The sequence below is a fragment of the Providencia sp. Je.9.19 genome (assembly GCF_051129765.1).
Taxonomy (GTDB): Bacteria; Pseudomonadota; Gammaproteobacteria; order Enterobacterales; family Enterobacteriaceae; genus Providencia.
This window is the reverse complement of record NZ_JBCPSS010000005.1, coordinates 79,668-103,401: the sequence shown is the minus strand read 5'-3', so window position 1 is coordinate 103,401 and position 23,734 is coordinate 79,668. Positions and strand designations below refer to the sequence as shown.

22 protein-coding genes are annotated in these 23,734 nt (G+C 39.8%); 9 read left to right on the top strand and 13 right to left on the bottom strand.

Translation table 11 applies throughout. The features are described 5' to 3' along the window. Positions 1-6 precede the first annotated feature (6 nt). Positions 7-816, top strand: coding sequence for a bifunctional DNA-formamidopyrimidine glycosylase/DNA-(apurinic or apyrimidinic site) lyase (gene mutM, locus AAZR93_RS16765; RefSeq protein ID WP_434720477.1), 810 nt, complete (start codon positions 7-9; stop codon positions 814-816). A gap of 20 nt (positions 817-836) precedes the next feature. Here the strand turns inward: mutM and coaD are convergent, their stop codons facing one another. Continuing rightward, positions 837-1,322, bottom strand: a complete 486-nt coding sequence (gene coaD, locus AAZR93_RS16760) for a pantetheine-phosphate adenylyltransferase (protein WP_294110165.1) — start codon at positions 1,320-1,322, stop codon at positions 837-839. A 214-nt stretch (positions 1,323-1,536) separates the two neighbouring features. Between coaD and waaA the strand changes: the two genes are divergently transcribed. Both waaA and AAZR93_RS16750 read left to right on the top strand, forming a co-directional pair. Beyond that, positions 1,537-2,814, top strand: coding sequence for a lipid IV(A) 3-deoxy-D-manno-octulosonic acid transferase (gene waaA / locus AAZR93_RS16755; protein ID WP_294110122.1), 1,278 nt, complete (start codon positions 1,537-1,539; stop codon positions 2,812-2,814). Positions 2,815-3,045: 231 nt separating this feature from the next. Beyond that, complete coding sequence (locus tag AAZR93_RS16750) at positions 3,046-4,509, top strand: ArnT family glycosyltransferase (protein ID WP_434720476.1); 1,464 nt, start codon at positions 3,046-3,048, stop codon at positions 4,507-4,509. A 161-nt stretch (positions 4,510-4,670) separates the two neighbouring features. Here the strand turns inward: AAZR93_RS16750 and rfaC are convergent, their stop codons facing one another. From rfaC to rfaD, 3 genes are read right to left on the bottom strand one after another with little or no spacing between them, the layout of a single operon-like run. Continuing rightward, positions 4,671-5,633 carry a lipopolysaccharide heptosyltransferase RfaC gene (gene rfaC / locus AAZR93_RS16745; RefSeq protein WP_434720475.1) on the bottom strand — a complete coding sequence of 321 codons (963 nt, stop codon included), beginning with the start codon at positions 5,631-5,633 and terminating at the stop codon, positions 4,671-4,673. Position 5,634: 1 nt separating this feature from the next. Further along, positions 5,635-6,681: an ADP-heptose--LPS heptosyltransferase RfaF gene (gene rfaF / locus AAZR93_RS16740; RefSeq protein WP_434720474.1), complete on the bottom strand. Its 1,047-nt coding sequence runs from the start codon at positions 6,679-6,681 to the stop codon at positions 5,635-5,637. Positions 6,682-6,741: 60 nt separating this feature from the next. After that, the gene (gene rfaD, locus AAZR93_RS16735) at positions 6,742-7,680 is read right to left on the bottom strand and encodes an ADP-glyceromanno-heptose 6-epimerase (protein ID WP_434720473.1); all 939 of its coding nucleotides are present in this window, start codon (positions 7,678-7,680) and stop codon (positions 6,742-6,744) included. 267 nt (positions 7,681-7,947) lie between these two features. On the opposite strand from rfaD, the gene AAZR93_RS16730 reads away from it, so the two are divergent. Then, a complete protein-coding gene (locus AAZR93_RS16730; RefSeq protein WP_434720472.1) occupies positions 7,948-9,144 on the top strand; it encodes a glycine C-acetyltransferase in 1,197 nt (398 codons plus the stop codon). Between the two features lie 19 nt (positions 9,145-9,163). After that, complete coding sequence (gene tdh / locus AAZR93_RS16725; protein WP_294110135.1) at positions 9,164-10,189, top strand: L-threonine 3-dehydrogenase; 1,026 nt, start codon at positions 9,164-9,166, stop codon at positions 10,187-10,189. 68 nt (positions 10,190-10,257) lie between these two features. Here tdh and AAZR93_RS16720 read toward each other — a convergent pair whose 3' ends face one another. Both AAZR93_RS16720 and envC read right to left on the bottom strand, forming a co-directional pair. Then, the gene (locus tag AAZR93_RS16720; protein ID WP_434720471.1) at positions 10,258-11,334 is read right to left on the bottom strand and encodes a divergent polysaccharide deacetylase family protein; all 1,077 of its coding nucleotides are present in this window, start codon (positions 11,332-11,334) and stop codon (positions 10,258-10,260) included. 33 nt (positions 11,335-11,367) lie between these two features. Further along, positions 11,368-12,660, bottom strand: a complete 1,293-nt coding sequence (gene envC, locus AAZR93_RS16715; RefSeq protein ID WP_434720470.1) for a murein hydrolase activator EnvC — start codon at positions 12,658-12,660, stop codon at positions 11,368-11,370. Positions 12,661-13,080: 420 nt separating this feature from the next. On the opposite strand from envC, the gene AAZR93_RS16710 reads away from it, so the two are divergent. The 4 genes from AAZR93_RS16710 to cysE all read left to right on the top strand — a co-directional run bounded on the left by AAZR93_RS16710 (position 13,081) and on the right by cysE (position 16,100). Next, entirely contained in the window at positions 13,081-13,518 is a 438-nt protein-coding gene (locus AAZR93_RS16710) for a rhodanese-like domain-containing protein (RefSeq protein WP_294110140.1), read from the top strand. Positions 13,519-13,760: 242 nt separating this feature from the next. Beyond that, entirely contained in the window at positions 13,761-14,237 is a 477-nt protein-coding gene (gene secB / locus AAZR93_RS16705) for a protein-export chaperone SecB (RefSeq protein WP_434720469.1), read from the top strand. Next, positions 14,237-15,256 (top strand): NAD(P)H-dependent glycerol-3-phosphate dehydrogenase, encoded by a 1,020-nt coding sequence (gene gpsA, locus AAZR93_RS16700; RefSeq protein WP_294110147.1) that lies wholly within the window; start codon positions 14,237-14,239, stop codon positions 15,254-15,256. The genes secB and gpsA overlap by 1 nt, the downstream gene beginning before the upstream one ends. 22 nt (positions 15,257-15,278) lie before the next feature. Beyond that, a complete protein-coding gene (gene cysE, locus AAZR93_RS16695) occupies positions 15,279-16,100 on the top strand; it encodes a serine O-acetyltransferase (RefSeq protein WP_336431013.1) in 822 nt (273 codons plus the stop codon). 262 nt (positions 16,101-16,362) lie between these two features. Here the strand turns inward: cysE and trmL are convergent, their stop codons facing one another. From trmL to AAZR93_RS16660, 7 genes are all read right to left on the bottom strand, one after another. Beyond that, positions 16,363-16,866, bottom strand: coding sequence for a tRNA (uridine(34)/cytosine(34)/5-carboxymethylaminomethyluridine(34)-2'-O)-methyltransferase TrmL (trmL, locus tag AAZR93_RS16690; protein WP_294110151.1), 504 nt, complete (start codon positions 16,864-16,866; stop codon positions 16,363-16,365). A 157-nt stretch (positions 16,867-17,023) separates the two neighbouring features. Continuing rightward, on the bottom strand, positions 17,024-18,049 hold the full coding sequence (gene galE / locus AAZR93_RS16685; protein ID WP_434720547.1) for a UDP-glucose 4-epimerase GalE: 1,026 nt from the start codon (positions 18,047-18,049) through the stop codon (positions 17,024-17,026). 18 nt (positions 18,050-18,067) lie between these two features. Beyond that, positions 18,068-20,146, bottom strand: a complete 2,079-nt coding sequence (locus AAZR93_RS16680; protein WP_434720468.1) for a polysaccharide biosynthesis tyrosine autokinase — start codon at positions 20,144-20,146, stop codon at positions 18,068-18,070. A 34-nt stretch (positions 20,147-20,180) separates the two neighbouring features. Further along, the gene (locus AAZR93_RS16675; RefSeq protein ID WP_068440549.1) at positions 20,181-20,609 is read right to left on the bottom strand and encodes a protein tyrosine phosphatase; all 429 of its coding nucleotides are present in this window, start codon (positions 20,607-20,609) and stop codon (positions 20,181-20,183) included. 5 nt (positions 20,610-20,614) lie between these two features. After that, positions 20,615-21,763: a polysaccharide export protein gene (locus tag AAZR93_RS16670; RefSeq protein ID WP_434720467.1), complete on the bottom strand. Its 1,149-nt coding sequence runs from the start codon at positions 21,761-21,763 to the stop codon at positions 20,615-20,617. Between the two features lie 92 nt (positions 21,764-21,855). Continuing rightward, positions 21,856-22,674: a glycosyltransferase gene (locus tag AAZR93_RS16665; RefSeq protein ID WP_434720466.1), complete on the bottom strand. Its 819-nt coding sequence runs from the start codon at positions 22,672-22,674 to the stop codon at positions 21,856-21,858. 20 nt (positions 22,675-22,694) lie between these two features. Further along, entirely contained in the window at positions 22,695-23,714 is a 1,020-nt protein-coding gene (locus tag AAZR93_RS16660; RefSeq protein WP_434720465.1) for a glycosyltransferase family 4 protein, read from the bottom strand. Positions 23,715-23,734: the final 20 nt, after the last annotated feature.

The window sequence follows — 23,734 nt, the reverse complement described above, 5'->3', positions numbered from 1 at the left end:
TTTAACATGCCAGAACTACCTGAAGTTGAAACCAGCCGCAGGGGAATAGAACCTCATTTAGTCGGTAACATCATTTCATATGCGATTGTGCGTAATGGCCGTTTGCGTTGGCCTGTGAGTGAGCAAATTGAGCGTCTATCGGATGAACTTGTGCTCAGCGTACAGCGACGTGCAAAATATCTACTCATTGAGCTTACCAAAGGTTGGATTATTGTTCATTTGGGAATGTCGGGCAGTATTCGAATATTGGCTGAAGAACTACCTGAAGAAAAACATGACCATGTCGACTTGATAATGAAAGATGGAAAAGTCCTGCGATATACTGATCCTCGACGTTTTGGTGCTTGGCTATGGTGTGACGATTTAGAAACGAGTTCGGTACTTGCTCATCTAGGACCTGAACCTTTATCTGATGAGTTTAATGCCGAGTATTTGTTTGAGCTTGCCGCCAAAAGAAAAACAGCGATAAAACCGTGGCTGATGGACAATAAAATTGTGGTTGGTGTCGGCAATATTTACGCGAACGAGGCACTGTTTGCGGCTAAAATTTCGCCTGAGAAAATTACCAATACATTGACTTTAGTCGATGCAACGGAACTCGTCACTCAGATAAAAAAAGTATTACAACGTTCAATAGAGCAAGGTGGTACCACATTAAAAGATTTTCTTCAGTCTGATGGTAAGCCGGGTTATTTTGCGCAAGAACTTTTTGTTTACGGTAAGAAAGGTGAGCCCTGCTCAATATGTGGGACACCCATCGAAACTATCAAGCAGGGGCAACGCAGTACATTTTTTTGTCGGCAGTGCCAAAAGTAACAATTTAGTATCGTAAAATTTTATGCTTTATTGAGTTTTTTCAGCATTGCCTCTGAGACGATAGGCGGCAAAAATGAAGAGACATCGCCATCATGTAGTGCAACATCTTTGATTAAAGATGAAGAAACAAACGATAAGCTTTGTGATGGTAATAAAAAGACCGTTTCAAGATCAGGCACAAAATGGCGATTCATATTAGCCAGTTGCCATTCATATTCAAAATCAGCAACTGAGCGAACGCCTCGAATTAAAATATTTGCGTTGTGTTTTTGAGCAAACGTTGCCATAAGCTCCGAAAATCCAACAACTTCAACGTTATCTAGGTGAGAAGTGACTTGTTTTGCCAGCTCAACACGCTCATCAAGGGTAAACATTGGGCTTTTTCGTTGGCTATTGGCAATGGCTAATAGCACATGATCAAACATGGCCGCAGCGCGAGTGACAATATCAACATGCCCTGAAGTAATGGGATCGAATGTTCCGGGGTAGATAGCTTTATGTTTCATGTTCATATTATCTCATTGTTTATTATTACTTATTCGAAAATTTAGTATGAATAAGCGATATTTATCATCAACATTATCGGCTATTACGTATTGTTGCAACATGAGATGATACCCTTCAATAAATTTTAAGCCCTATTTTAGCTGCATATTCTGCACACTTTCATCAAAGGTTTATGGTAAGATAGCGCCAATTTTGGTAAGTGAATTAGAACGAATGTTACTGCGTTTATATCAAGTACTCCTTTATCTCATCCAGCCATTTATTTGGGTTCGCTTATTGCTGCGTGGCCGTAAAGCGCCTGCGTATCGCAAACGTTGGGGTGAACGCTATGGTTTTTGCGCTGGAAAAGTCGTACCTCAAGGTATTTTACTGCATTCAGTCTCTGTAGGTGAAACGCTGGCAGCGGTACCATTAGTTCGAGCACTTCGTCATCACTATCCTTCATTGCCGATCACCGTGACAACTATGACTCCAACTGGGTCTGAACGGGTTCTTTCTGCTTTTGGCGATGATGTTTATCATGTTTACCTTCCTTATGATTTACCGGGCTCTATGCGTCGTTTCCTTAAACAAGTTGATCCAAAACTAGTGATTATTATGGAAACCGAACTATGGCCGAACATGATCAACCAGTTGCATAAACGTAATATTCCTTTAGTGATTGCAAATGCACGTTTGTCGGCGCGTTCAGCTGCTGGTTATCAAAAACTCGGAAATTTTGTCAAGCGAATGCTGCGAAATGTCACTATGGTCGCAGCACAGCATCAAGAAGATGGTGAGCGGTTTGTTCAGTTAGGTTTAAGACGTATGCAACTGAATGTCACTGGTAGCTTGAAGTTTGATATTTCAGTCACGCCAGAGCTTGCGGTAAGGGCAATAACTTTACGCAGGCAGTGGGCCGCACATCGTCCTGTGTGGATTGCGACGAGTACTCACGAAGGTGAGGAAGCGATTGTGTTGGAAAGTCATCAGAAATTACTTAAACGTTTTCCGAATCTATTGTTGATTTTAGTGCCTCGCCATCCAGAGCGTTTTGCCAAGGCGGAAGAGCTGACACAAAAAGCTGGATTACGCTTTATCCGTCGTAGTAGCAATATGATCCCTTCTGCTGATGTTCAGGTTGTAATCGGCGATACCATGGGTGAACTGATGTTATTGTACGGAATTGCTGATATTGCGTTTGTTGGTGGTAGCTTAGTTGAAACTGGTGGGCATAATCCGCTAGAGGCTGCGGCTCATGCTTTACCTGTATTAATGGGGCCACATACCTTTAACTTTAAAGATATTTGCGGCAAGCTATTACAAGCTGATGGTTTGATCACCGTCACTGATAGTGAATCGATGGCTCAAGCCGTTACTAGTTTATTATCAGATGAAGATTATCGCTTATATTATGGGCGACATGCTGCTGAAGTTCTGCATGAGAACCAAGGTGCTTTGCAACGGTTGTTAACATTATTACAGCCTTATTTACCGCCAAAAGAGCAATAATATTGTTGGATTGTTTTTTTTAGTTAACTGAACTTGAACAAGACAACAATGAATGCTGACTATTTCAGACTAATCCTTATTATTCCAGATAAACTATAGTAGACTTCACAGCTAATTTTCCTTTCATTCTATTGAGTATTTTATTATGGGTTATTGATACTCGAATAGAGCTGTGGATATTTTACGTTAGATTTTTTAACTATTTTAAAAAACAACCTTTAGATGCCGAGTATGCCAGCAATCAATCAACCAATATCAAACAAATATGTTTACTTATGGATCATCGGGTATGCCATTGCGTGGATATTCGCTAGCTTCTATTTTGATCCAACGGTTCCTTATGACACGGTTGAAGCCGTTAACTGGGGAATGAATGGAGAGTGGGGATCGCCTAAAAACCCGTGGTTTGTTGGGGTGATGATGTGGCCCGCTATTCATTTAGGTATCTCTTACAGTTTTTATTGGTATTTTATTCATTTTGTTGGCATTGCTTTTGGGTTATTGGGTGTTTGGAAATTAGCGTACCGTTTAACTGAACGTCGAGACCTTGCTTGGTTTGCGATGCTAATGTTGAACCTATCCGGTATTATTAATTTCGATATTATTCCCTATAATGATAATTATATTTTAGTGACTTTTTGGGCATGGATAATTTATTTCTTTTTACGTGCTGTGTATGAAAACCCGGCATGGTGGCTACTTTTTGCCTTATTTTCTGGGCTGGCTACCATGGGGAAATATTCCACGCTTGCTTTGGTAGGTTCAGTTTTTTTATTAACCCTATTGGTGAAACAAGCTCGTCAAAGCTATCGATATCCAGTCTTTTATCTTGCTATAGCACTATGGTTTGCTTTGGTATTACCAAATTTCTTTTGGTTGATGGCCAGTGATTTTTCTGCTTTTAAGTGGGTAGACTCACAGATTGCTCCTGGTTTTAACCTTCATACGACAGAAGCCGCATTGAGTGTATTTTATCCCTTAGTGATTGCCACGATTATTTTATATTGTTGTGGTGGTAAATTAGGTTGGCCAAAAGCATTAGCTAACCGAATGGCTAATTTTATTGTTTTATTTCCTTTGATTGTTATCTATGGCTGGTTTTCCTTCCATGATGGCGGCCGAATTACGGAATGGCTACAGCCTTTTATGGCCGTTTGTGCGCCTTTATTTGTTGGTTCTATTAGTGTGATGCCGAAAAAGCCATTAAGAAAATCATTGATTGGATTGGCTATTTTCGGTGTTCTGGTTTTATTGGGTTATATGACCGTGCAATGGGCCAATATTCAAGGTGCTGGGCAGAAATTTATTGGTGTGAAAACATTGATTGCAGAAGGTGAGCAGCGCTGGTATCAGCGTTATGGTACTCCAGTGAAATACGTTGGCGGTGAAGATAATCTGCATCAATGGTTTATTATTTATGCGAAAGATAAGCCCCATGTGATTCAACCATGGACGTTGGAAAATCATATGCCTCCGAATGTGTATAATCGTTATATTACCGAAAGTGAAATTCGTAAACATGGCGCTATATTACTAGGTCGTAAATATGATGATTGTGCCCATGAAAACTTTAACAAAGTACGTCGGTATTGGCCGCAATTCACTATCGAAAAAGAAGATGTGATATATCGTTCTGAGCCAGATGCTAAACCTGAAACTATGTGTTTTGGATTTATTGCGCCGGAGAAGGCCTAGAGATATTTAAAAACAAATAAGTGTCGAAAATAGAGCAAATAAAGGCTATTACTTTAGAGAATGGCCTTTATTTTTTAAAATTTTTAGGTATGACGAAAGAGTATTTAAATGTTGAGCTCGATTAGCTACAAACATTATTTGGCTTTACTTCAATTGAAATATCAAATTAAGTGAGTTAATTGCCTATAAATGTCATCAGCACTAATACTTCCCATTGTATTATTTGCAGACTTAATACTGTGCTGTGCTTGTCCATAACCACCAATCAAACCGGGATCTGTGGGGCCAAAAAGGGTAAAGTTGGTTTTATCCAAAGCGGCGGTTAAATGGCTCAGGCCTGTATCGACAGAGACAACCGCCTTTGCATTCGCAATTTGCTGAGCAACTTGCGCGAGAGTTAGTTTCGGTAATACTTCTACAAAATCAAATCCTTCGGCTAGGCGTAATGCCCTTTGCTGCTCATGCTCCGTTCCCCACGGTAATCTGACCTGTACTCCGGTATTTGCCATCAATGCTATTAACTCGCGCCAGTTTTCTTCTGGCCAATGTTTATCATCACGCGTGGTGGAGTGTAGAAAAATAACATAGGGGGTCATTGCTTCAGGGGAGGACTGTAAAAATTGATGAGCAATAGCATAGTCCCCTTGGGTCGTGGGACATGAATAGCCAAGGCTTGCGGCAAATAATTGGCGAATACGCTCTACCGCATGTTGCTGCTTACTAATTGCATAGCGATAATTATAAAAAAAGCTAGCGAGAGGCTCGCGAATACTATGGCGGTCATAACCATGTTTTGGACCATGAGCTAACCGAGTGACCAAAAAGGCGCTTTTTAATAATCCTTGTGCATCGATGATTGCATCATATTGATTAGCCTGGATTTGATTGCGAAATTTGGCACGTTCGGCTCTAATCGGTGCAGAAAACCAGTTTTTCCGCCAGCGACGAATAGCCACAGGGATCACTTGGTTAACCGCGCTATGCCATGTTGGAATTTGAGCAAAACCTTCTTCAACTACCCAATCGAATTGAATATTCGGTATGGCTTGCTGCGCGTCAGTTAAAGCGGGTAAGGAATGTAAAACGTCGCCCATAGAGGATGTTTTGACTAAAAGCACGCGCATATTATTCAATACCTATATTTAAACGTGCCAAGGCATCGATAACTAATTGAGGCTGAATATCAATCAAGCTTTGATGATAGCCGCTATCCCCATCGCCTTTGCGAACTTTATGATAGCCACTAATTAAGCGAATAACTTCTGCTTTATCGGACAGTGGAGGCGTAAAGTCAGGGCTACTTGGCCCATAAAGCGCAACTAATGGTTTATCGAGTGCGGCAGCGACATGCATAAGACCAGAGTCATTACTCACAATTGCTTGGCAGGCATCAATCAGGTTTACAGCTTGATCTAATGATGTTTTTCCAGCGAAATTGTGGCAGTGCTGCTGTGCATTTTTAGTTAAACTGCGGCGAATGTCTTCCCCTGTATCATTGTCTTTTTGGGAACCAAAGAGCAAGACTTGATAACCTTTCTCACTAATCATTTTTTCCGCTAAGGCCGCATAATGATAGTGTGGCCAACGTTTAGCGGGACCAAACTCAGCACCCGGACAAAAACCAATAATTGGGCGTGAATGTTCAATATTAAACGTATCCATTACATGAGTGACATCTTGTTTATTTGTCACTAATTTCGGCCAGAGTATTGGTGTTGGGATATCAGTTGCAGATTTAATGATTTGCTTATCATAAGCTAATGCAACATAGCGTTGCACCATCAGCGGAAAAGCGACTTTATTTAATGGGCGAATATCATTGAGTAAACCATAACGCATTTCGCCTCGCCAGCCGGTTCTTTTGGCTATTTTGGCAAAGAAAGGCACCAAGGCAGATTTGAATGAATTAGGTAAAACAATCCCTTGGTCGTAGCCATTTTTTCGCAAATTGACGCCTAATCGGCGACGTTCACCAATATCAAGCTTGCCATGACCTAGAGGCATTGGGATTGCTTGGCTGACTTCTGGCATTTTAGCTAATAGTGGACGGCACCACTCAGGCGCCATCACATCAATTTGAGCATGGGGATGCAGTGCTTTTATCGTGCGATATAGACTTTGCGACATCATCATATCCCCTACCCATGAGGGGCCGACCACTAATATTTTCATAAAACCACTATCGTTATAAAATCGCTAGTTTGATAAAACTAATGCATTTATCAATGAGAATTAATCTTCTTTATTTAGCCAATGCATATATTCGGTGACACCTTCGGCAACAGTTTTAAACGGCGCGGTATAACCTGCTGCACGTAACTTAGTGAGATCTGCTTGCGTAAAGCTTTGGTAGCGACCTTTTAGTTTTTCAGGGAATTCAATGTATTCAATAGCGACATTTTTGTCTTTATGGAAGCTTGTCACGGCATCAGCAACTGCTTGGAAAGATTCGGCGCGGCCGGTACCACAGTTAAAAATCCCCGAAACATTGTTTTGCCAGAACCACAGGTTCATTGCGGCTACATCACCGACATAGATAAAGTCACGGCGGAAAGTATCGCTACCTGTAAATAGTTTTGGGCTTTGGCCTTCATTAATCTGTTTGTTTAAGTGGTAAGCCACGCTTGCCATGCTACCTTTATGTTCTTCATTAGGACCATATACATTGAAGTAACGGAAGCCACAAATAGGTGAATTTGCTTCAGGTAAAATTTCACGAACATATTGGTCAAATTGGAATTTCGAGTAACCATAAACATTGAGTGGTTTTTCAAATTCACGTTCTTCAATAAAATTATCACTACGGCCGCCATAGGTGGCAGCAGATGAAGCATAGAGGAATGGTACTTCACGTTCTAAGCAGTAGTGTAGTAACTCTTTAGAGTATTGATAATTATTATCCATCATATACTTGCCATCCCACTCTGTGGTTGATGAGCAAGCACCTTCATGGAAGACTGCATCGATATCACCAAAATCATCGCCAGAAAGAATACTGACGAGAAAATCTTCTTTATCTGCGTAGTCTGCAATATCAAGGTCAACAAGGTTGGCAAACTTAGTGCCGTCTTTCAGGTTATCTACAACGAGGATATCAGTACGGCCTATATTATTTAGGGCTCTAACAATATTGCTGCCAATAAAACCTGCTCCACCAGTGACTATGATCATTGGGTATACCTCTAATGAGTTAAGAATAAATTGAATAATGTCTTGGCGCGTATAATAACACCTCTTTGCATTGACGACAGTATTAACCCGCCATACTTTGAGTTCCCATTCAATGACTAACAATTCGAATAATTTAGGGTAAAACAATTTCAATGCAGTCAATTATCGTGATCTTGGCTACAAACTTAACTTATTTGCTCACAGATTGTCGCCAGTTGTAGAGACTATTATTAAACTCTGCAAATAGTCACTCTATAGGAATAAATTATGTCGGATCAATTTTATCAGCAGATTAAAGACCAGTTAGTGCAAATTCAGGCGGACGGGTTATTTAAAAATGAGCGAATTATTACCACCTCACAAGATGCGGATATTGGAATTGCAGGGGGGAAGCGGGTCGTTAATTTTTGTGCTAACAACTACCTTGGTTTGGCTAATCATCCAGCGTTGATTGAAGCTGCAAAGCAGGGTATGGATAGCCACGGCTTTGGTATGGCTTCTGTTCGATTTATCTGCGGTACACAGGATAATCATAAAATTCTTGAAAAAAAACTTGCTGATTTTTTAGGCTTTGAAGATGCCATTCTTTATTCATCCTGTTTTGATGCCAACGGTGGCTTATTTGAAACCTTAATGGGGCCTGAAGACGCTATTATTTCAGATGCGCTTAATCATGCTTCAATTATTGATGGTGTTCGGCTTTGCAAAGCTAAGCGGTATCGCTACAGCAATAATGACATGATTGAACTCAAACAGCGTCTGGAAGAGGCGAAAGCCGCAGGTGCTCGCCATATCATGATCGCCACCGATGGTGTTTTTTCGATGGATGGGGTGATTGCAGATTTAAAATCAATTTGTGATCTTGCAGATGAATACCAAGCATTGGTGATGGTTGATGATTCTCACGCGGTGGGTTTTGTTGGTCAAAATGGTCGCGGGAGTCATGAATATTGTGAAGTGATGGGACGAGTCGATATTATCACCGGTACCTTAGGTAAAGCACTTGGCGGCGCTTCTGGCGGTTATACGGCAGCTAAAAAAGAGGTGGTTGAATGGCTACGTCAACGCTCTCGTCCTTATTTATTTTCTAATTCACTTGCGCCCGCTATTGTCGCTGCATCCATTAAAGTCATTGATATGATGGGTGAAGGTCAGGCTTTACGTGAAAAATTATGGCGCAATGCTGTGTTATTTAGAGAAAAAATGACGGTTGCGGGCTTTACTCTTGCAGGTGCCGATCACGCCATTATCCCTGTCATGTTAGGGGATGCCAAAGTTGCTCAAACATTTGCTACTGAGTTACTTAATGAAAATATTTATGTGACAGGATTTTTCTATCCAGTTGTTCCTCAAGGACAAGCGCGTATTCGCACGCAAATGTCCGCAGCACACTCTGAGGAAGATATTTTACGCGCTGTTGATGCATTCACCCGTATTGGCAAAAAACTCAACATAATTAAATAAAGAGAGAATAAGGTCGCCTATGAAAGCACTGTCCAAATTAAAAGCAGAACCAGGTATATGGATGACGGAAGTTCCTAAACCGGAACTTGGACACAATGATGTGATGATTAAAATTCGTAAAACGGCTATATGTGGAACGGATGTACATATCTATAACTGGGATGAATGGTCACAAAAAACGATCCCAGTGCCGATGGTGGTCGGTCATGAATATATTGGGGAAATTGTTGCTATTGGACAGGAAGTCAAAGGATTTTCTATTGGTGATAGAGTCTCTGGGGAAGGGCACATAACTTGTGGTCACTGCCGTAATTGCCGGGGTGGGAGAACCCATCTTTGCCGCAATACCATCGGTGTTGGGGTTAACCGTCAAGGATGCTTTGCCGAGTATTTAGTTATTCCTGCCTTCAATGCATTTAAAATACCAGACAATATTCCTGATGAGATTGCTGCGATTTTTGACCCGTTTGGTAATGCGGTTCATACGGCACTTTCCTTTGATTTAGTTGGGGAAGATGTTCTTGTTTCAGGGGCCGGCCCAATTGGTATTATGGCGGCAGCCGTGTGTCGCCACGTGGGCGCCCGTCACGTTGTTATCACTGATGTTAATGATTATCGGCTTGAATTAGCTAAGAAAATGGGTGTTTCACGCGCAGTGAATGTTAGTCGTGAAAATCTCAAAGATGTGATGAACGAGCTAGGTATGAAAGAAGGTTTTGATGTGGCTCTTGAGGTTTCAGGTTCCCCTGCCGCTTTTCAGACTATGTTAGAAACCATGAACCATGGTGGCCGCATTGCATTGTTAGGTATTCCACCTGCATCAATGGTGACTGATTGGAACCAAGTTATCTTTAAGGGCTTATTTATCAAAGGAATTTATGGCCGAGAGATGTTTGAGACTTGGTATAAGATGGCGACTTTGGTTCAATCAGGTCTCGATTTATCACCGATTATCACTCATCAATTTTCTATTGATGACTTCCAACAAGGTTTTGACCTGATGCGTTCAGGCCAGTCGGGTAAAGTGATATTGAATTGGGATTAATTTTTATCTTAATTTAACTTAGCAGTTAGTTTCCAGTTACCTCGGTGGTAACTGGAAATGTTTTATATTTATTTTTGTGTGAATAGGGGCGGTTTTTTCTTCCCTAATTTTTCCGTTACCTTTTCGGCTAATAACGGCTGCAATGTTTTATCGTGACAAATTGCCTCAACCACAAACATCAAAAAATTGATCCCTTGCAAGCGTTCGGGTGTTTGTTCAAATTCACAAACGCCGATTTCTATTGGTACTAATGGAGTTGTCACCACTTCAGATTTATTCGGCGCAGGGGCAATCGGTTTCTGTGACTGCTCTGGTTTATGGGTAGGTTTATTATTAATATTTTTTTCAGGTAGCATTTTTAATGGTTTATCGGGCTGATTATTACCTGACTGGTTGTTACTTGATGGGTTACCCGTAGATTGTTGTCCAACTAATGCGCTGACAGCAACTAACTCAATGTCCGCAGGTAGCTGAGGAAGATATTTTTGTAAGGCTCTTACAGTTGAAGGGTGTGGGTGACCAATCGCCACCGCACTGCCGTGTTTACGTGCATAGGCAACCGCTTTATTCAACTGAGTTCGCGTTTCTTCTTCTGACTGATTATTATCAATAAAAATATTGCGTCTGGCGGTTGGTACACCAAACTCTTTTGCCGCATTGACGGCTTGGGTATTGCCAATAGTCACGCTATCTAAGAAGAATAGATTAGAATGAGATAATGAACGCATCACATTTTTCATCCCTGCTAAGCTCGATGTCATCTCACTGCCCATATGGTTATTCATTCCTTTGGCATAAGGCACTCGGCTGATAGCGTTTTTAATGATGCGATCAATTTCGTCAGCACTCATTGATGGCGCTAATGTATCTTTTTCAAGCGGTTGCTTGCTTAATGGCTTCATGGGCATGTGGATCAAAATTTCACGCCCCTGTTGATGTGCTTTTTCAGCCACTTCACGACCATGGGGAGAGCTCGGTAAAATTGCAATTGTGACTGCGGTTGGCAGCGCTAATATTTGGTTATCTTCTTTGACTCGATAACCAAAATCATCGATAACAATAGCTAATTTTGCTGCACTCGCCTGTAAACATATGATTAATAGTGATAGACCAACAAATAATCTCAGTGGCGAGTGTTTTAACATAATTATTTTCCTAACTTTTTATAGTTGGCTAGGTTATTTTCCTAACCAAGGGCGTGGGTTAACAGTTTTACCCTGCCGGCGAATTTCGAAGTATAGTGAAGGCCGTTCTTGGCCTCCGCTACTTCCTACTAATGCAATTGGCTGTCCTGCTCGTACTTCTTGGCCAACATTAACCAAGGCACTTTGGTTATAACCGTACAGGCTCATATCGCCTTTACCATGCTCAACGACTACTACTAATCCGTAACCCTGTAGCCAGTCAGCAAGTAAGACGCGGCCATCTGCGATTGCTTTAACTTGTGTTCCTTCATTGGCGGCAATTACCATGCCTTTCCAACGTAGTTCGCTGGAAATGACATCGCCATAATTATGTAAAGTAGAGCCACGAACAGGCCAAAAAGCTTGGCCCGCAGGGCGACCTAATCCACCTGTTCTCGACATTAGTGAACGTTCACTTTCGGACGGCTTATACGTCGCGCCTTTTTGTTTAGCCTGACGTTCTTTTTGAGCGACTTCAGCGCGGATACGGGCTGCTTCTTTGGCTTCACGTTCTGCTCGTGCTTTGGCTTCACGTTCAGCGCGTACAATTTTATCTCGTAACCTTGCTTCATTTTGTTTCAAAACAGCAAGATTCTTTTGGTCTTCTTTTAAGGTACTTTCAAGGACAGTCAGTGTTTTTTGGCGATCAACTTTTGCAGTATCTAATTTATTTTTTTCTTGTTGCTGCCGTGTAAGCGTCGTTTTTTGCTCTACTAATTTTTTCTGTTCAAGTTGTTTTTGTTGGTTGAGTTCTAAAGTGGTTTCTTCAAGTTCAATAATATTCTTTTCACGAGCTTGATTTAAATAGCTGTAATAAGCCAGTATGCGTTCCTCTCGTTGGCCTTCTTCCCCTTTTAATAATAGGGTGAGGCCTTGATGTTTACCTAAGCGAAAGGCGGCATCCAGTTGTTCAGACAACAATTTTTCTTGTTCAGTTTTCTTTTTTTGTAATCGACTAATATTGTTATTGAGAGAGGTAATTTCACTACCAAGCTGCTTTAATTGAGTTTGAGTTTCATGTAACCCACGGCTTGCAGCAGAAATATTTTTTTCTTGTAGCTTAAGCTGTTCGAGAAGAGCTGATCGTTTAGCTTTTTGTTCTTGAACACTTTTTTCTTTATCCGCAATACTCTTGAGTAGGTCATTTAGTTGACCTTTATTTTCAGTGATCTGATTTGCCATTGCTGTCGGGATAGGCGCGATAGCCAATAAACCCACGCAAAGTAGGGTAGAAGTAATAGCCTGACGAATAAATAATATTTTCATTCGATAATGTGTGTTGGCCATTGTGATAGAACACCTCAATTAAATGCAATAACAGATTATTTCATCTGCAAGTTTTGGTTTCCAGTGTTCTCTTGTAAAAAGGGCTGAAAACATGGGCTAATTAGGATTATTGCTATTTTGACAGATCATCATTAAGTTAAATAATATCCTTTCATTATCAACGATTTTACAGGTATAGCCAGTGTTGATGTGCTTTTTATTACAGAGCGGTCATTTAGCTTACCGTTTAACTTATGTTAAAATACCAGCGCTGAATTTTAAAAGAAAAAGCCTATTTTTTAGAAAACAAAGCTAATTTTGCATACTTTATTATAAAAAAAAACGTGTAGTTTGCGCGAACTGGCTGTAATTAGCTCAACACAAAGGTATACTCTGAACCCTTTGATATTCGTTTTTAACTAACGGGAGTAATTGCCCCCCATGATCCAAGAAATCATGCAATTTGTAAGCCGGAACATGTTATTGAGTCTGGTTTGGATAGCGCTATTAGTTGCCGTGGTCGTAATGACCTTTAAAGGCCTTTTCTCAAAATCTAAAGTGATTGCTCGCTCTCAGGCGATCACACTTATTAATAAAGAAGAGGCAGTTATTGTAGATTTACGGACTCGTGAAGATTTCCGCAAAGGACACATTATTGATTCTATCAATTTAACGCCGTCTGAAATTAAAGATAATAATTTAGGTGAGTTGGAAAAACATAAACAAAAACCTATTATTATTGTTTCAGGTAGTGGTATGGAATCAGCAAAACCTGCGGAACAATTAGCACAATACGGTTTTGAAAAAGTTTTTGTCCTGAAAGAAGGGATCGCTGGTTGGGCAGGTGATAACCTCCCACTAGCTCGTGGCAAGAAGTAGCTACTGCGCATAGTGGTTCTCAAGTTGTATGCACAACGTGAGTGGCGCAATGCAGCGAATTCCTCTGTAGCTCAAAATGATAGGCTTTCCCTTAAATTATTTGAGTTACAGGTAGGCAGCAAATTAAGATATCCAAGGAGCATACACTAGTATGTGACTTGGGTAGCGCAATGCAGCGAACACCCCTGTAGCTCAAAGAATAACAGGGAAAAATCATATGGAAGTTAAAAGGTACTATAACTATGTCAGAACAAAACAACTCAGAAATGGTATTTCAAATTCAACGCATCTATGCAAAAGACGTTTCATTTGAAGCACCTGGCGCACCACATATTTTTCAACACGAATGGCAGCCAGAAATTAAATTAGATTTAGACACTTCTTCAAACCAACTGTCAGAAGGTGTTTATGAAGTTGTTTTGCGTGTGACAACTACGGCAACATTGGGTGAAGAAACCGCTTTTCTATGTGAAGTTCAACAAGCAGGCGTTTTCTCTATCGAAGGTATTGATGGCACTCAAATGGCACATTGCTTAGGTGCGTACTGCCCGAACATCCTGTTCCCATATGCACGTGAAGCAATCACTAGCTTAGTGGGCCGTGGTACATTCCCACAATTGAACTTAGCGCCAGTAAACTTTGATGCATTGTTCATGAACTATTTGCAACAGCAACAAGGCGAACAAGCGCAGAACTCAGAAGCAAAGCAGGACGCTTAATGAAGACTGCTTCAATGACAGTAATCGGTGCCGGCTCGTACGGCACCGCTTTAGCCATCACTCTTGCGCGTAATGCGCACCAAGTGGTGCTATGGGGACATGATCCCGCTCATATCCGCAAATTAGAACAAGATCGCAGCAATCAGGCATTTTTGCCGGGCGTTTCTTTCCCTGATAGTTTATCCCTCGAAACGGACTTAAAACAGGCTGTTGAGGCGAGTCTGAATATCTTGATAGTCGTACCTAGCCATGTTTTCGGTGATGTACTCAAACAAATCCAACCTTATCTTCGAACCGGCGCGCGTATTATTTGGGCGACCAAAGGTTTAGAAAGAGATACCGGGCGTTTGTTGCAGGATGTGGCACGTGAGGTATTAGGCAATGAAATTCCGTTAGCTGTATTATCTGGACCGACTTTTGCTAAAGAGCTTGCGGCAGGTTTACCGACGGCGATTTCAGTCGCGGCGAGTAACAGCCAATTTGGCGACGAGCTACAGCAGTTATTCCATTGTGGTAAAAGTTTTCGTGTTTACAAAAATCCCGATATGGTTGGTGTTCAGCTTGGTGGTGCCGTGAAGAACGTCATTGCCATTGGTGCCGGTATTTCAGATGGTATGGGATTTGGTGCCAATGCACGTACTGCTTTGATTACCCGAGGATTAGCTGAAATGAGTCGTCTTGGCGCTGCCCTCGGCGCAGACCCGTCTACTTTTATGGGAATGGCTGGGTTGGGTGATTTAGTGTTAACTTGTACCGACAACCAATCTCGTAATCGTCGATTTGGTATGATGCTTGGGGATGGTATTAGTGTGGCCGATGCCGAAAAAGAAATTGGTCAAGTGGTTGAAGGTTACCGCAACACTAAGGAAGTGAAAGCGCTTGCTGAGCGTGCGGGTGTTGAAATGCCAATCACTGAGCAGATTTATCAAATCCTCTACTGCCATAAGAATGTACTTGAAGCTGCGCAGGCGCTACTTGGCCGAGCAACCAAAGATGAAATTGCGGATGTACCAAAATAAATATAACTGTGAGTGAGTGATTATGTCGCGTGAAGAACTAGATAGAATTTGGGGGTTCATTAAAGATGAAGCGAAGTCGCTCGCGGATTGTGAACCTTTGCTAGCCAGTTTTTTCAATGCGACATTACTCAAGCACGATAACTTAGGCAGTGCCCTGAGTTATATGTTGGCGAATAAATTAAGCTCACCCATCATGCCTGCAATGGAAGTTCGTGAAATTGTTGAAGAAGCTTATCGCAACGATGAACAAATGATTTTTTCTGCTGCCATGGACTTAGCGGCAGTCCGTTTGCGTGACCCAGCTGTTGATAAGTATTCGACACCGCTTTTATATCTTAAAGGCTTCCATGCACTACAAGCTTATCGTATAGGACATTGGCTCTGGAATGAAGGTCGCCAAGCGTTAGCGGTTTATTTACAAAATCAGATTTCAGTGACTTTTGCGGTAGATATTCATCCCGCAGCTAAAATTGGTTGTGGCATCATGCTTGACCACGCAACGGGTATTGTTATCGGCGAAACCGCAATTGTTGAAAACGATGTGTCGATTTTGCAATCAGTGACATTAGGCGGTACCGGAAAGACTTGTGGCGATCGTCATCCAAAAGTTAGAGAAGGGGTGATGATTGGTGCAGGGGCTAAAATTCTCGGTAACATTGAAATTGGCCGCGGCGCAAAAATTGGCGCAGGCTCAGTCGTACTTCACCCCGTTCCACCTCATACCACTGTTGCCGGTGTTCCAGCGCGTATTGTCGGTAAACCAACCAGCGACAAACCTTCTTTCGAAATGGATCAAAACTTTAATGGCAGTATTTATGGTTTTGAAAATGGCGATGGGATTTGAGTTGTGGGAAGGAATAAAAGGTAGATGGGGTATTCACTATCAATGTTATTTTTTAAAAGTGTGTCTTCTGAATACATTCCCCAATTTAAACTGAGTAATCGATTTATTTAAATGTTCGGCACAGACAGTCTCCTATCCCTCTAAATAATTTGAGCGGTATGTAGGCGACAAACGAGGCTATTCCAAGGGGCATACACGAGTATGTGACTTGGGTAGCGGAGTGAAGTCAACACCCATACCGCTTGAAGTATGACGAGGGATTCTAGTCCTTTAACAAAGCCCCTGCATACCCCAACTGCCGCCACGCTTCAAATACCACAACCGCCACAGAGTTCGATAAATTCATACTACGGCTATCAGCCAGCATCGGGATGCGGATCTTTTGCTCCATTGGCATATTATCAAGCACATAGGGCGGCAAGCCGCGTGTCTCTGGACCAAACATTAAATAATCATCTTGTTGGTAACTGACATTACTGTGGCTAGGCTTACCTTTAGTGGTTAACGCAAACACACGAGCACCAGTAGCGGACTGATTATTATCAGGATTCAAACCTTCACTTTCTAAAAAAGCAAAGTAATCATGATGATGTTTGATATCAGCGAACTCACTGTAATCCAAGCCTGCGCGGCGTAGGCGTTTATCATCCCATGTAAAACCCAATGGGTGAATAAGATGCAAACTAAAGCCTGTATTGGCACATAGACGAATAATATTGCCTGTATTTGGCGGTATTTCTGGTTCGAACAAAACAATATGTGGCATAACGTTAGATAAACTTTTAGCTAGAAAGTGAATAAATGATAACGCAGAGTTTACGCGCAAATTTTGCAAGTTGCATTATCAGAGACAAATAAAAAAGCGAGCTAATATAAATTGAGCTCGCTTTTAGATGACTGTACTTTGGGATACTTAACTTACTTTAAGCTTTATATCCATTTGGATTTTGGGACTGCCAGCGCCAAACATCATTTGCCATATCTTGAATCGAATATTTGGCATGCCAACCAAGTTCTCGTCCTGCTTTTGCAGGTGTTGACCAATATTCAGCAATATCACCCGCACGGCGCTCTGCTATTCTATAAGGTATTGGTTTGCCAACTGCTTTTTCAAATGCAGCAACCACTTCTAAAACACTAGTTCCTGTACCTGTTCCCAGATTATAAATATACAAATCTGATTTTTTGCTCATATGATTCAGTGCAGCAACATGGCCATCAGCTAAATCCATTACGTGAATATAATCGCGAACGCCAGTACCATCTATCGTTGGATAGTCACCACCAAAAATAGTTAACTCATCGCGACGACCAATAGCGACCTGAGCAATGAATGGCGTTAAGTTATTTGGAATACCATTAGGGTCTTCACCCATTAAACCAGAGTTATGGGCACCTACTGGATTAAAATAGCGTAGCAGCGAAATAGACCATGTATTATCAGCAATGTGGAGGTCAGTTAAAATACGCTCTACCATATATTTACTTGTGCCATAAGGGCTATTGGTATTACCTACAGATGCTTCTTCTGTTAATGGAATAAACTCCGGTTCACCATAAACCGTCGCCGAAGAGCTAAAAATTAAGCTCTTCACACCCGCTTTTTTCATACTTTCGACTAATACCAAAGTACCGTTAACATTAACGTCATAATACTCAATCGGTTTTTGTACTGACTCACCGACCGCTTTTAGCCCTGCAAAGTGGATTACTGAACTGATTTGATGCTGAGCAAAAATAGTATCAAGAATGTGGCTATCGCGTACATCTCCCTGATAAAAGGTTGGTCGAGTACCCGTGATAGCTTCAATTCGGTTGAGTACTTCAAGGTTCGCGTTATGTAAATTATCTAAGATAATTGGTTGCATACCTTGCTCAATCATTTGTACACAGGTATGGCTGCCAATGTAGCCAAGACCGCCAGTCACTAAAACTTGAGGGTTACCCATCATAACGTCCTTATCTGATTAATATTCATAAACATAGTTATAGTCATCTGAACGCGCATCGATACCATTGAGAATCACACCTGTGATTTCAATATCATTTTGTTTGAAGCGTTTGATTGATAGCTCAACATCTTTAACTGTATTCACACCATAGAAAGCAATCAGTAATGAAGTACCGACGTATTTACCGATAATGGCTGAGTCAGTAATGGCTAAGATAGGAGCAGTATCAATCACTACAATGTCATACTGACTTTTCACTTTGTCGAGCAGTTGTTTAAAACGCTCGCCCATTAGTAATTCAGAGGAGTGGGAAACGTTTTTACCACGACAAATCACATCAAGGTTTTCAATCACGTTTTCATGAATTGTCGGAGAAGTCATATCCTTTTGAGATAGATATTCAGACAGCCCTATTTTATTATTTAAGCTAAAGGCTTTGTGAATACGACCTTTACGTAAGTCAGTATCGATTAATAAGACTTTTTTACCTGCATTGGCTAATACCACTGCCATATTTGAGGTAACAAAACTTTTACCTACCCCAGGGGATGCGCTGGTGACCATCACTAAGTTATTACCTTGGTTCATCACCGAGAAGTAAACACTGGTACGCAATGAACGTATAGCTTCTACTGCGGTATCTGCTGGATTTTCAAGGGCAAGAGGGCGCTTATTACCTTCAGCAATAAGTTTTTTCTCATAGGCTGAATATGGAATAGTGGCATAAACATTAATACCAAGTGCATCAATATCTTCGGTGCCTTTAATCTTATTATTAAAGAACTCGCGGGCAATGGCATAGGCACAGCCAACAATAAAGCCAAGGATAGTTGCAAGAACAACAATAAGTGATTTTTTCGGTGCAACGGCATTAGGCTGTGATTCAGCTGAGTCAATAATACGCACATCCGCAGTAATACCTGAGTTGAGAACGCTGAGTTCTTGTTGCTTAACGACTAGTTGGTTATAAATAGCTTGTTCAGACTCAACATCACGCGTTAAACGAACAATTTGTTGCTGCGTATTCGGTAATTTTTGAATATTTTTACTGATTTTATCTTTTTCACGTAATAGCTGCTGGCGTTTATCGAGTAATGACTGATAAGCAGGGTGGTTACGAGTATAAAGCTGCTGAATTTCAACTTCTTTAAAGGTCAGCTCATTAAGTTTTTCTTCAACTTGTAACGCAGTATCTAATGCGGCTTTAGCTTCTAAAGACAGGTCAATAGATTCATTCTTTTTACGAAAATCATTTAACTGATTTTCATAATTATCTAGCTTAGTTTTGATGGTCGGTAGATAGTCATCTAAGAACGTCAATGTATTATTGGTGACCTCTTTTTTGCGTTCTGTATTTTGGTCAACATAGTTTTGGATAATACTATTAAGGATCGTGACATTTTCAACTTTATCGGCACCTTTAATTGCCATGCTGATAATACCCGTACCTTTACCTACTTCTGCAATAGTTAAGGTATTACGTAAATTTTCAATCGTTGAATAACGTGCATTTTTAACTAAAGTAAATTCCTCGCCCGCTTTAGCGGTAAAAGATGAGATTAATAAGTTAATTTCACCCTGCTTAAATACTTCACCCACTTTAGCTTCAAAAACTTGTCCATCAATATTCAGTGAATACTTGTCGTCACCTAGATAAGTTAAGGTAACTGGTTGACCGAGCAGATTGTCAGGCAATTGGTATAGTGCAACGCTGATAGGCGCAGTTTCGCCTAGCAGTTTATCAATGAATCCGGTTGGCGCAGTTTGAACATCTAAGTTGAGGTTAGATACCGTTTTACCTAATACCATACGGGATTTGATGACTTCAATTTCGGAGTCGACTTGATTGTTGCTATTAGAAAATGGCATCACATCGCTCATTTGGTCTAATAACGACACTTGGCCTAATTTATCATATTGCAGCGTGGCATTTGCTTGATAAATTGGAGTAGCTAAAAGGCTGTAAACTACTGCAAGTGCGGCAAAAATAACTGTGAAAAATCCAATTTTAATAAAGTTAGATTTCAAAACTTTAAACAAGGCGAGCAGGTCGATTTCGTCTGCCGCGGGCGCGCTATTTTTTGTTGTATTCATAATAGATTAAACGTTAAGTCATCCAATAATAAAATTAAATTTTTCCTTGCCACGCAATAGCTGCTTTTTCCATAAGCTGATAGACATGTTCAAACATTTCATCACTGCGCTTATGGGGGTCTGGAATTTCGGTTTTATTTAGCCATTGACCAAATAACATTACCTTGCCGCGAGTTTCAGGAAACTGTTGATGGATTTTATCAATATGTGCGTGTTCCATCACTAGGATTAAGTCTGCTTTTTTACACAATTCATGACTTAAACGGCGAGACTGATGATTTTGCAAAGAAAGATTATGTTGCTCGGCAATACGAATGGCACTTTCATAGGCTGGCATATCATTTTTAGCAATGATACCCGCGGAGTGAATAGTTTTATCAGGGAAGTGAACCTGCATTAAACGCTCCCCCGTAGGAGAGCGACAGATATTACCCATACAAACAACTAGGATATTATGAAACATAGCTATTACCAGTCATGAATTCGTTTAACACCTTCAGTTAACTGATTATAACTAGCGATAGTTGGTAATAGTTGTGTGATGAGACGATTCCAACGTACAACTGGTGCCGCAGTTACATAGACCAAGTCATAAGGTTGCAATTTGAATTCGGTACCCATAACCAAAGAGGTGGCGTCAGATAAATCTAGTTGGTAAACCGCTGCCACTTTTTTCGGTAGCAATGCTTCTAGCTCTTTATCTGCTGCTGGTTGGTTTTTAACAGGACGGATAACAAATACACCTGTTGCATTAGCCGTTGTTTGGTCAATACCACTGGCTTTACTTAATGCTTCAGTAATGCTCATACCTGCGCGGTCAATGGTGAGCGTAGTTGGTTGACCGACTTCACCCATCACAAATACTTTTTGCCCATCATTGCGCGGTACATAAAGTACATCACTTGGTTGCATCAGGTAGTTTTGTGTTAAATCGCCAAATTGCACCAAAGATTGTAAAGAGACTTTAATTTCTTTACCGTTACGAGTGAGTACTACGTTATCCCAATCAGCCTTTTCAGTTAAACCACCTGCATTATTAAAGGCTTCTAAAATAGTTAGAGGCACGTTAGTAATTGGTAGGGTTCCCGGTTTAGCCACTTCACCAGACACATACATTTTTTGTGAGCGGAATGCGGCAATACTAACATCTACTTGTGGGGACTCAATATAAGTGGCAAGGCGGTTACTGATTAGAGTACGGATTTCAGTAACGGTTTTACCAATAACTTTCACTTTACCAATGTAAGGGTAATAGATGGTGCCATCTGAGTGTACCCAGTTACCGGAGTCTTGTGCACTACGATATGAACCGGCTGGAATAGTTAGCTCAGGGTGATCCCATACAGTGATAGTTAATACGTCACCCACACCAACACGATATTCATAGGTTGAAAGCTGTTTATCGAGTAATGGATTTGGTTTGGCGATAACTTGAGGAGTATACATCTCATCTAACAATTTTGGTGAGATCGGGTAGATATCGACAAATTTAGAAATATCACGATCGCCAGTGTCGACGACATTTTTACCTGAGGTAGACATATAGACACCTGGGGTAACACTACAGCCTACTATTAATAAAGAAAATAGCAGGGGTATTGTGGATAAATAATTCATATAGTAAATTAGCCCTTAGCTTTTGATACTCATTTAATTAATGAAAACAGAGTAATATTATTTAACTTTTCAGATTTTAAAATAAAATTTTGTTACCTTAAGTTTTTGTAGGCAGTTTTTATAATAAAAGATGGTGTAAATGAAAGAGCTAACTTAGCAGTGATTAGAAAAAAATTTTTTAAGTTGATTTTTTTTAATAATATCATATTCTTCATTCTTATTTTAAATTCACCGATAGACTTTTTAAAACTAGTTCTACGAATAATGGTTTTTTCAGTTATCTGAAAATCTAAAAGAACTTCATTTATATTATGGAAAATATATCCGGCTTTTAATAATTCAAACCATAGGGCCATATCTTCAGTTAGTACAGTATTTTCGGGATATCGATGACCAGAACTAAAAACAGATACTCTGAACATAACTGTTGGATGAATAAAAGGACAACGTGTTATGCTAAAATTGAGTAAATCCTCATGCTCAGTTGGTAATGTTTTTCTTTCAAGGCAAAAAGATGAACCAAATTCTTTACAAAAAGTACCTACCACATGTATATGAGAGTTTATTTCTAGAAAGTTAACTTGTCGCTCAATTCTTGATACTCTAGAAATATCATCACTATCCATTCTAGCAATATATTTATAATGAGATTTAAGACAATATTCGATCATGGTATTTAAAGCATGAGCGAGGCCTTTATTAATTGGCGAGTTGAAAATTATAACTGAAGGGTTAGAACTATATTTATTAATAACACTATCTACCAGATGATTTACTGGTCCATCCTGATAAATCAATAAATCACAAGAATAGTGTTGTGAAAGTATACTTTCAATTGCACGAACAAAGTCATCTTCATTATCATTCCCATATACACTCATGATAACGGCAACTTTTGGTTTGGATGTCATAACTATATCCATGAATAATACTACTGAAATGAAGATATATAAAGATTTGTATACTCTTCTACCATTTTTTCTGTTGTGAATTTTTCTAGATATAAAACCCTACAGTTTTTTTTAAATTCATAGGGATTATATTTTTCTAATAAGGTGAAAACATCATCAAAACATGATGGGTTATTCTCAATGAGAAAACCATTATGGTTGGCTAGCTCATGAATTTCAATATGAGGAGGAATATTAGATAATATGTAACTTAATCCGCAAGATAAGCCTTCAAGTATTGCTAATGGAAAGCCTTCAGCTAATGATGATGATATCACAAAATCGCATTTATTAATAATAGAAAAAGGGTTCTCAATTTTTCCGGTAAACCTAATGTTATCGCTTTCATAATTAGATTTTAATGTTGAATATTCTTCTCCATTACCAACTACATATAAGATTAAATTTTTTCTTTCTCTTTTTTTAAATGCCTCTAAAAACACATGAGGATTTTTTCTTTTATTTAGAACCCCAAGGTAAACTAAATTTATTTTGTTGTCATCAGGCTTATTTTTTGCCAAATCATAATGGTCATCAACACCATTATAAATATAGTAATTACTTATTTTATTAAACATCATTGCTGATTTTGAACAATTAATAGGATATTTTATCATTTTCAATATTATTTTATGAATAATTGCATAAAAGGAACCTAGATACTTTCCCTTCAATAAAATATAATCGAGTTTAATAAAGTTATGTATAGTAGAAAAGTTATTATTAGAAATTCTTGAGATTCTTATAATAGCATTTAATAAATCTGGGAAAAAGCCATGAGAATGTACTATGGCTTTTTTATCAGATATTATTCCGAAAATTTTGAAAATGTTTTTAGTAATATAAATATTGCAATATTCGTTGAATTTATTTTCAAGTATTCCACTACGAAATGAAATTATAGTAATTTCATTATTGTTTGACAACTGTTTTACTAATGCTAAAACAACATTTGTTGGCCCAACATTATCAAGCGAAGGAACTATATAAACTAGCTTCATTTTAAATAGCCTAATTAAAT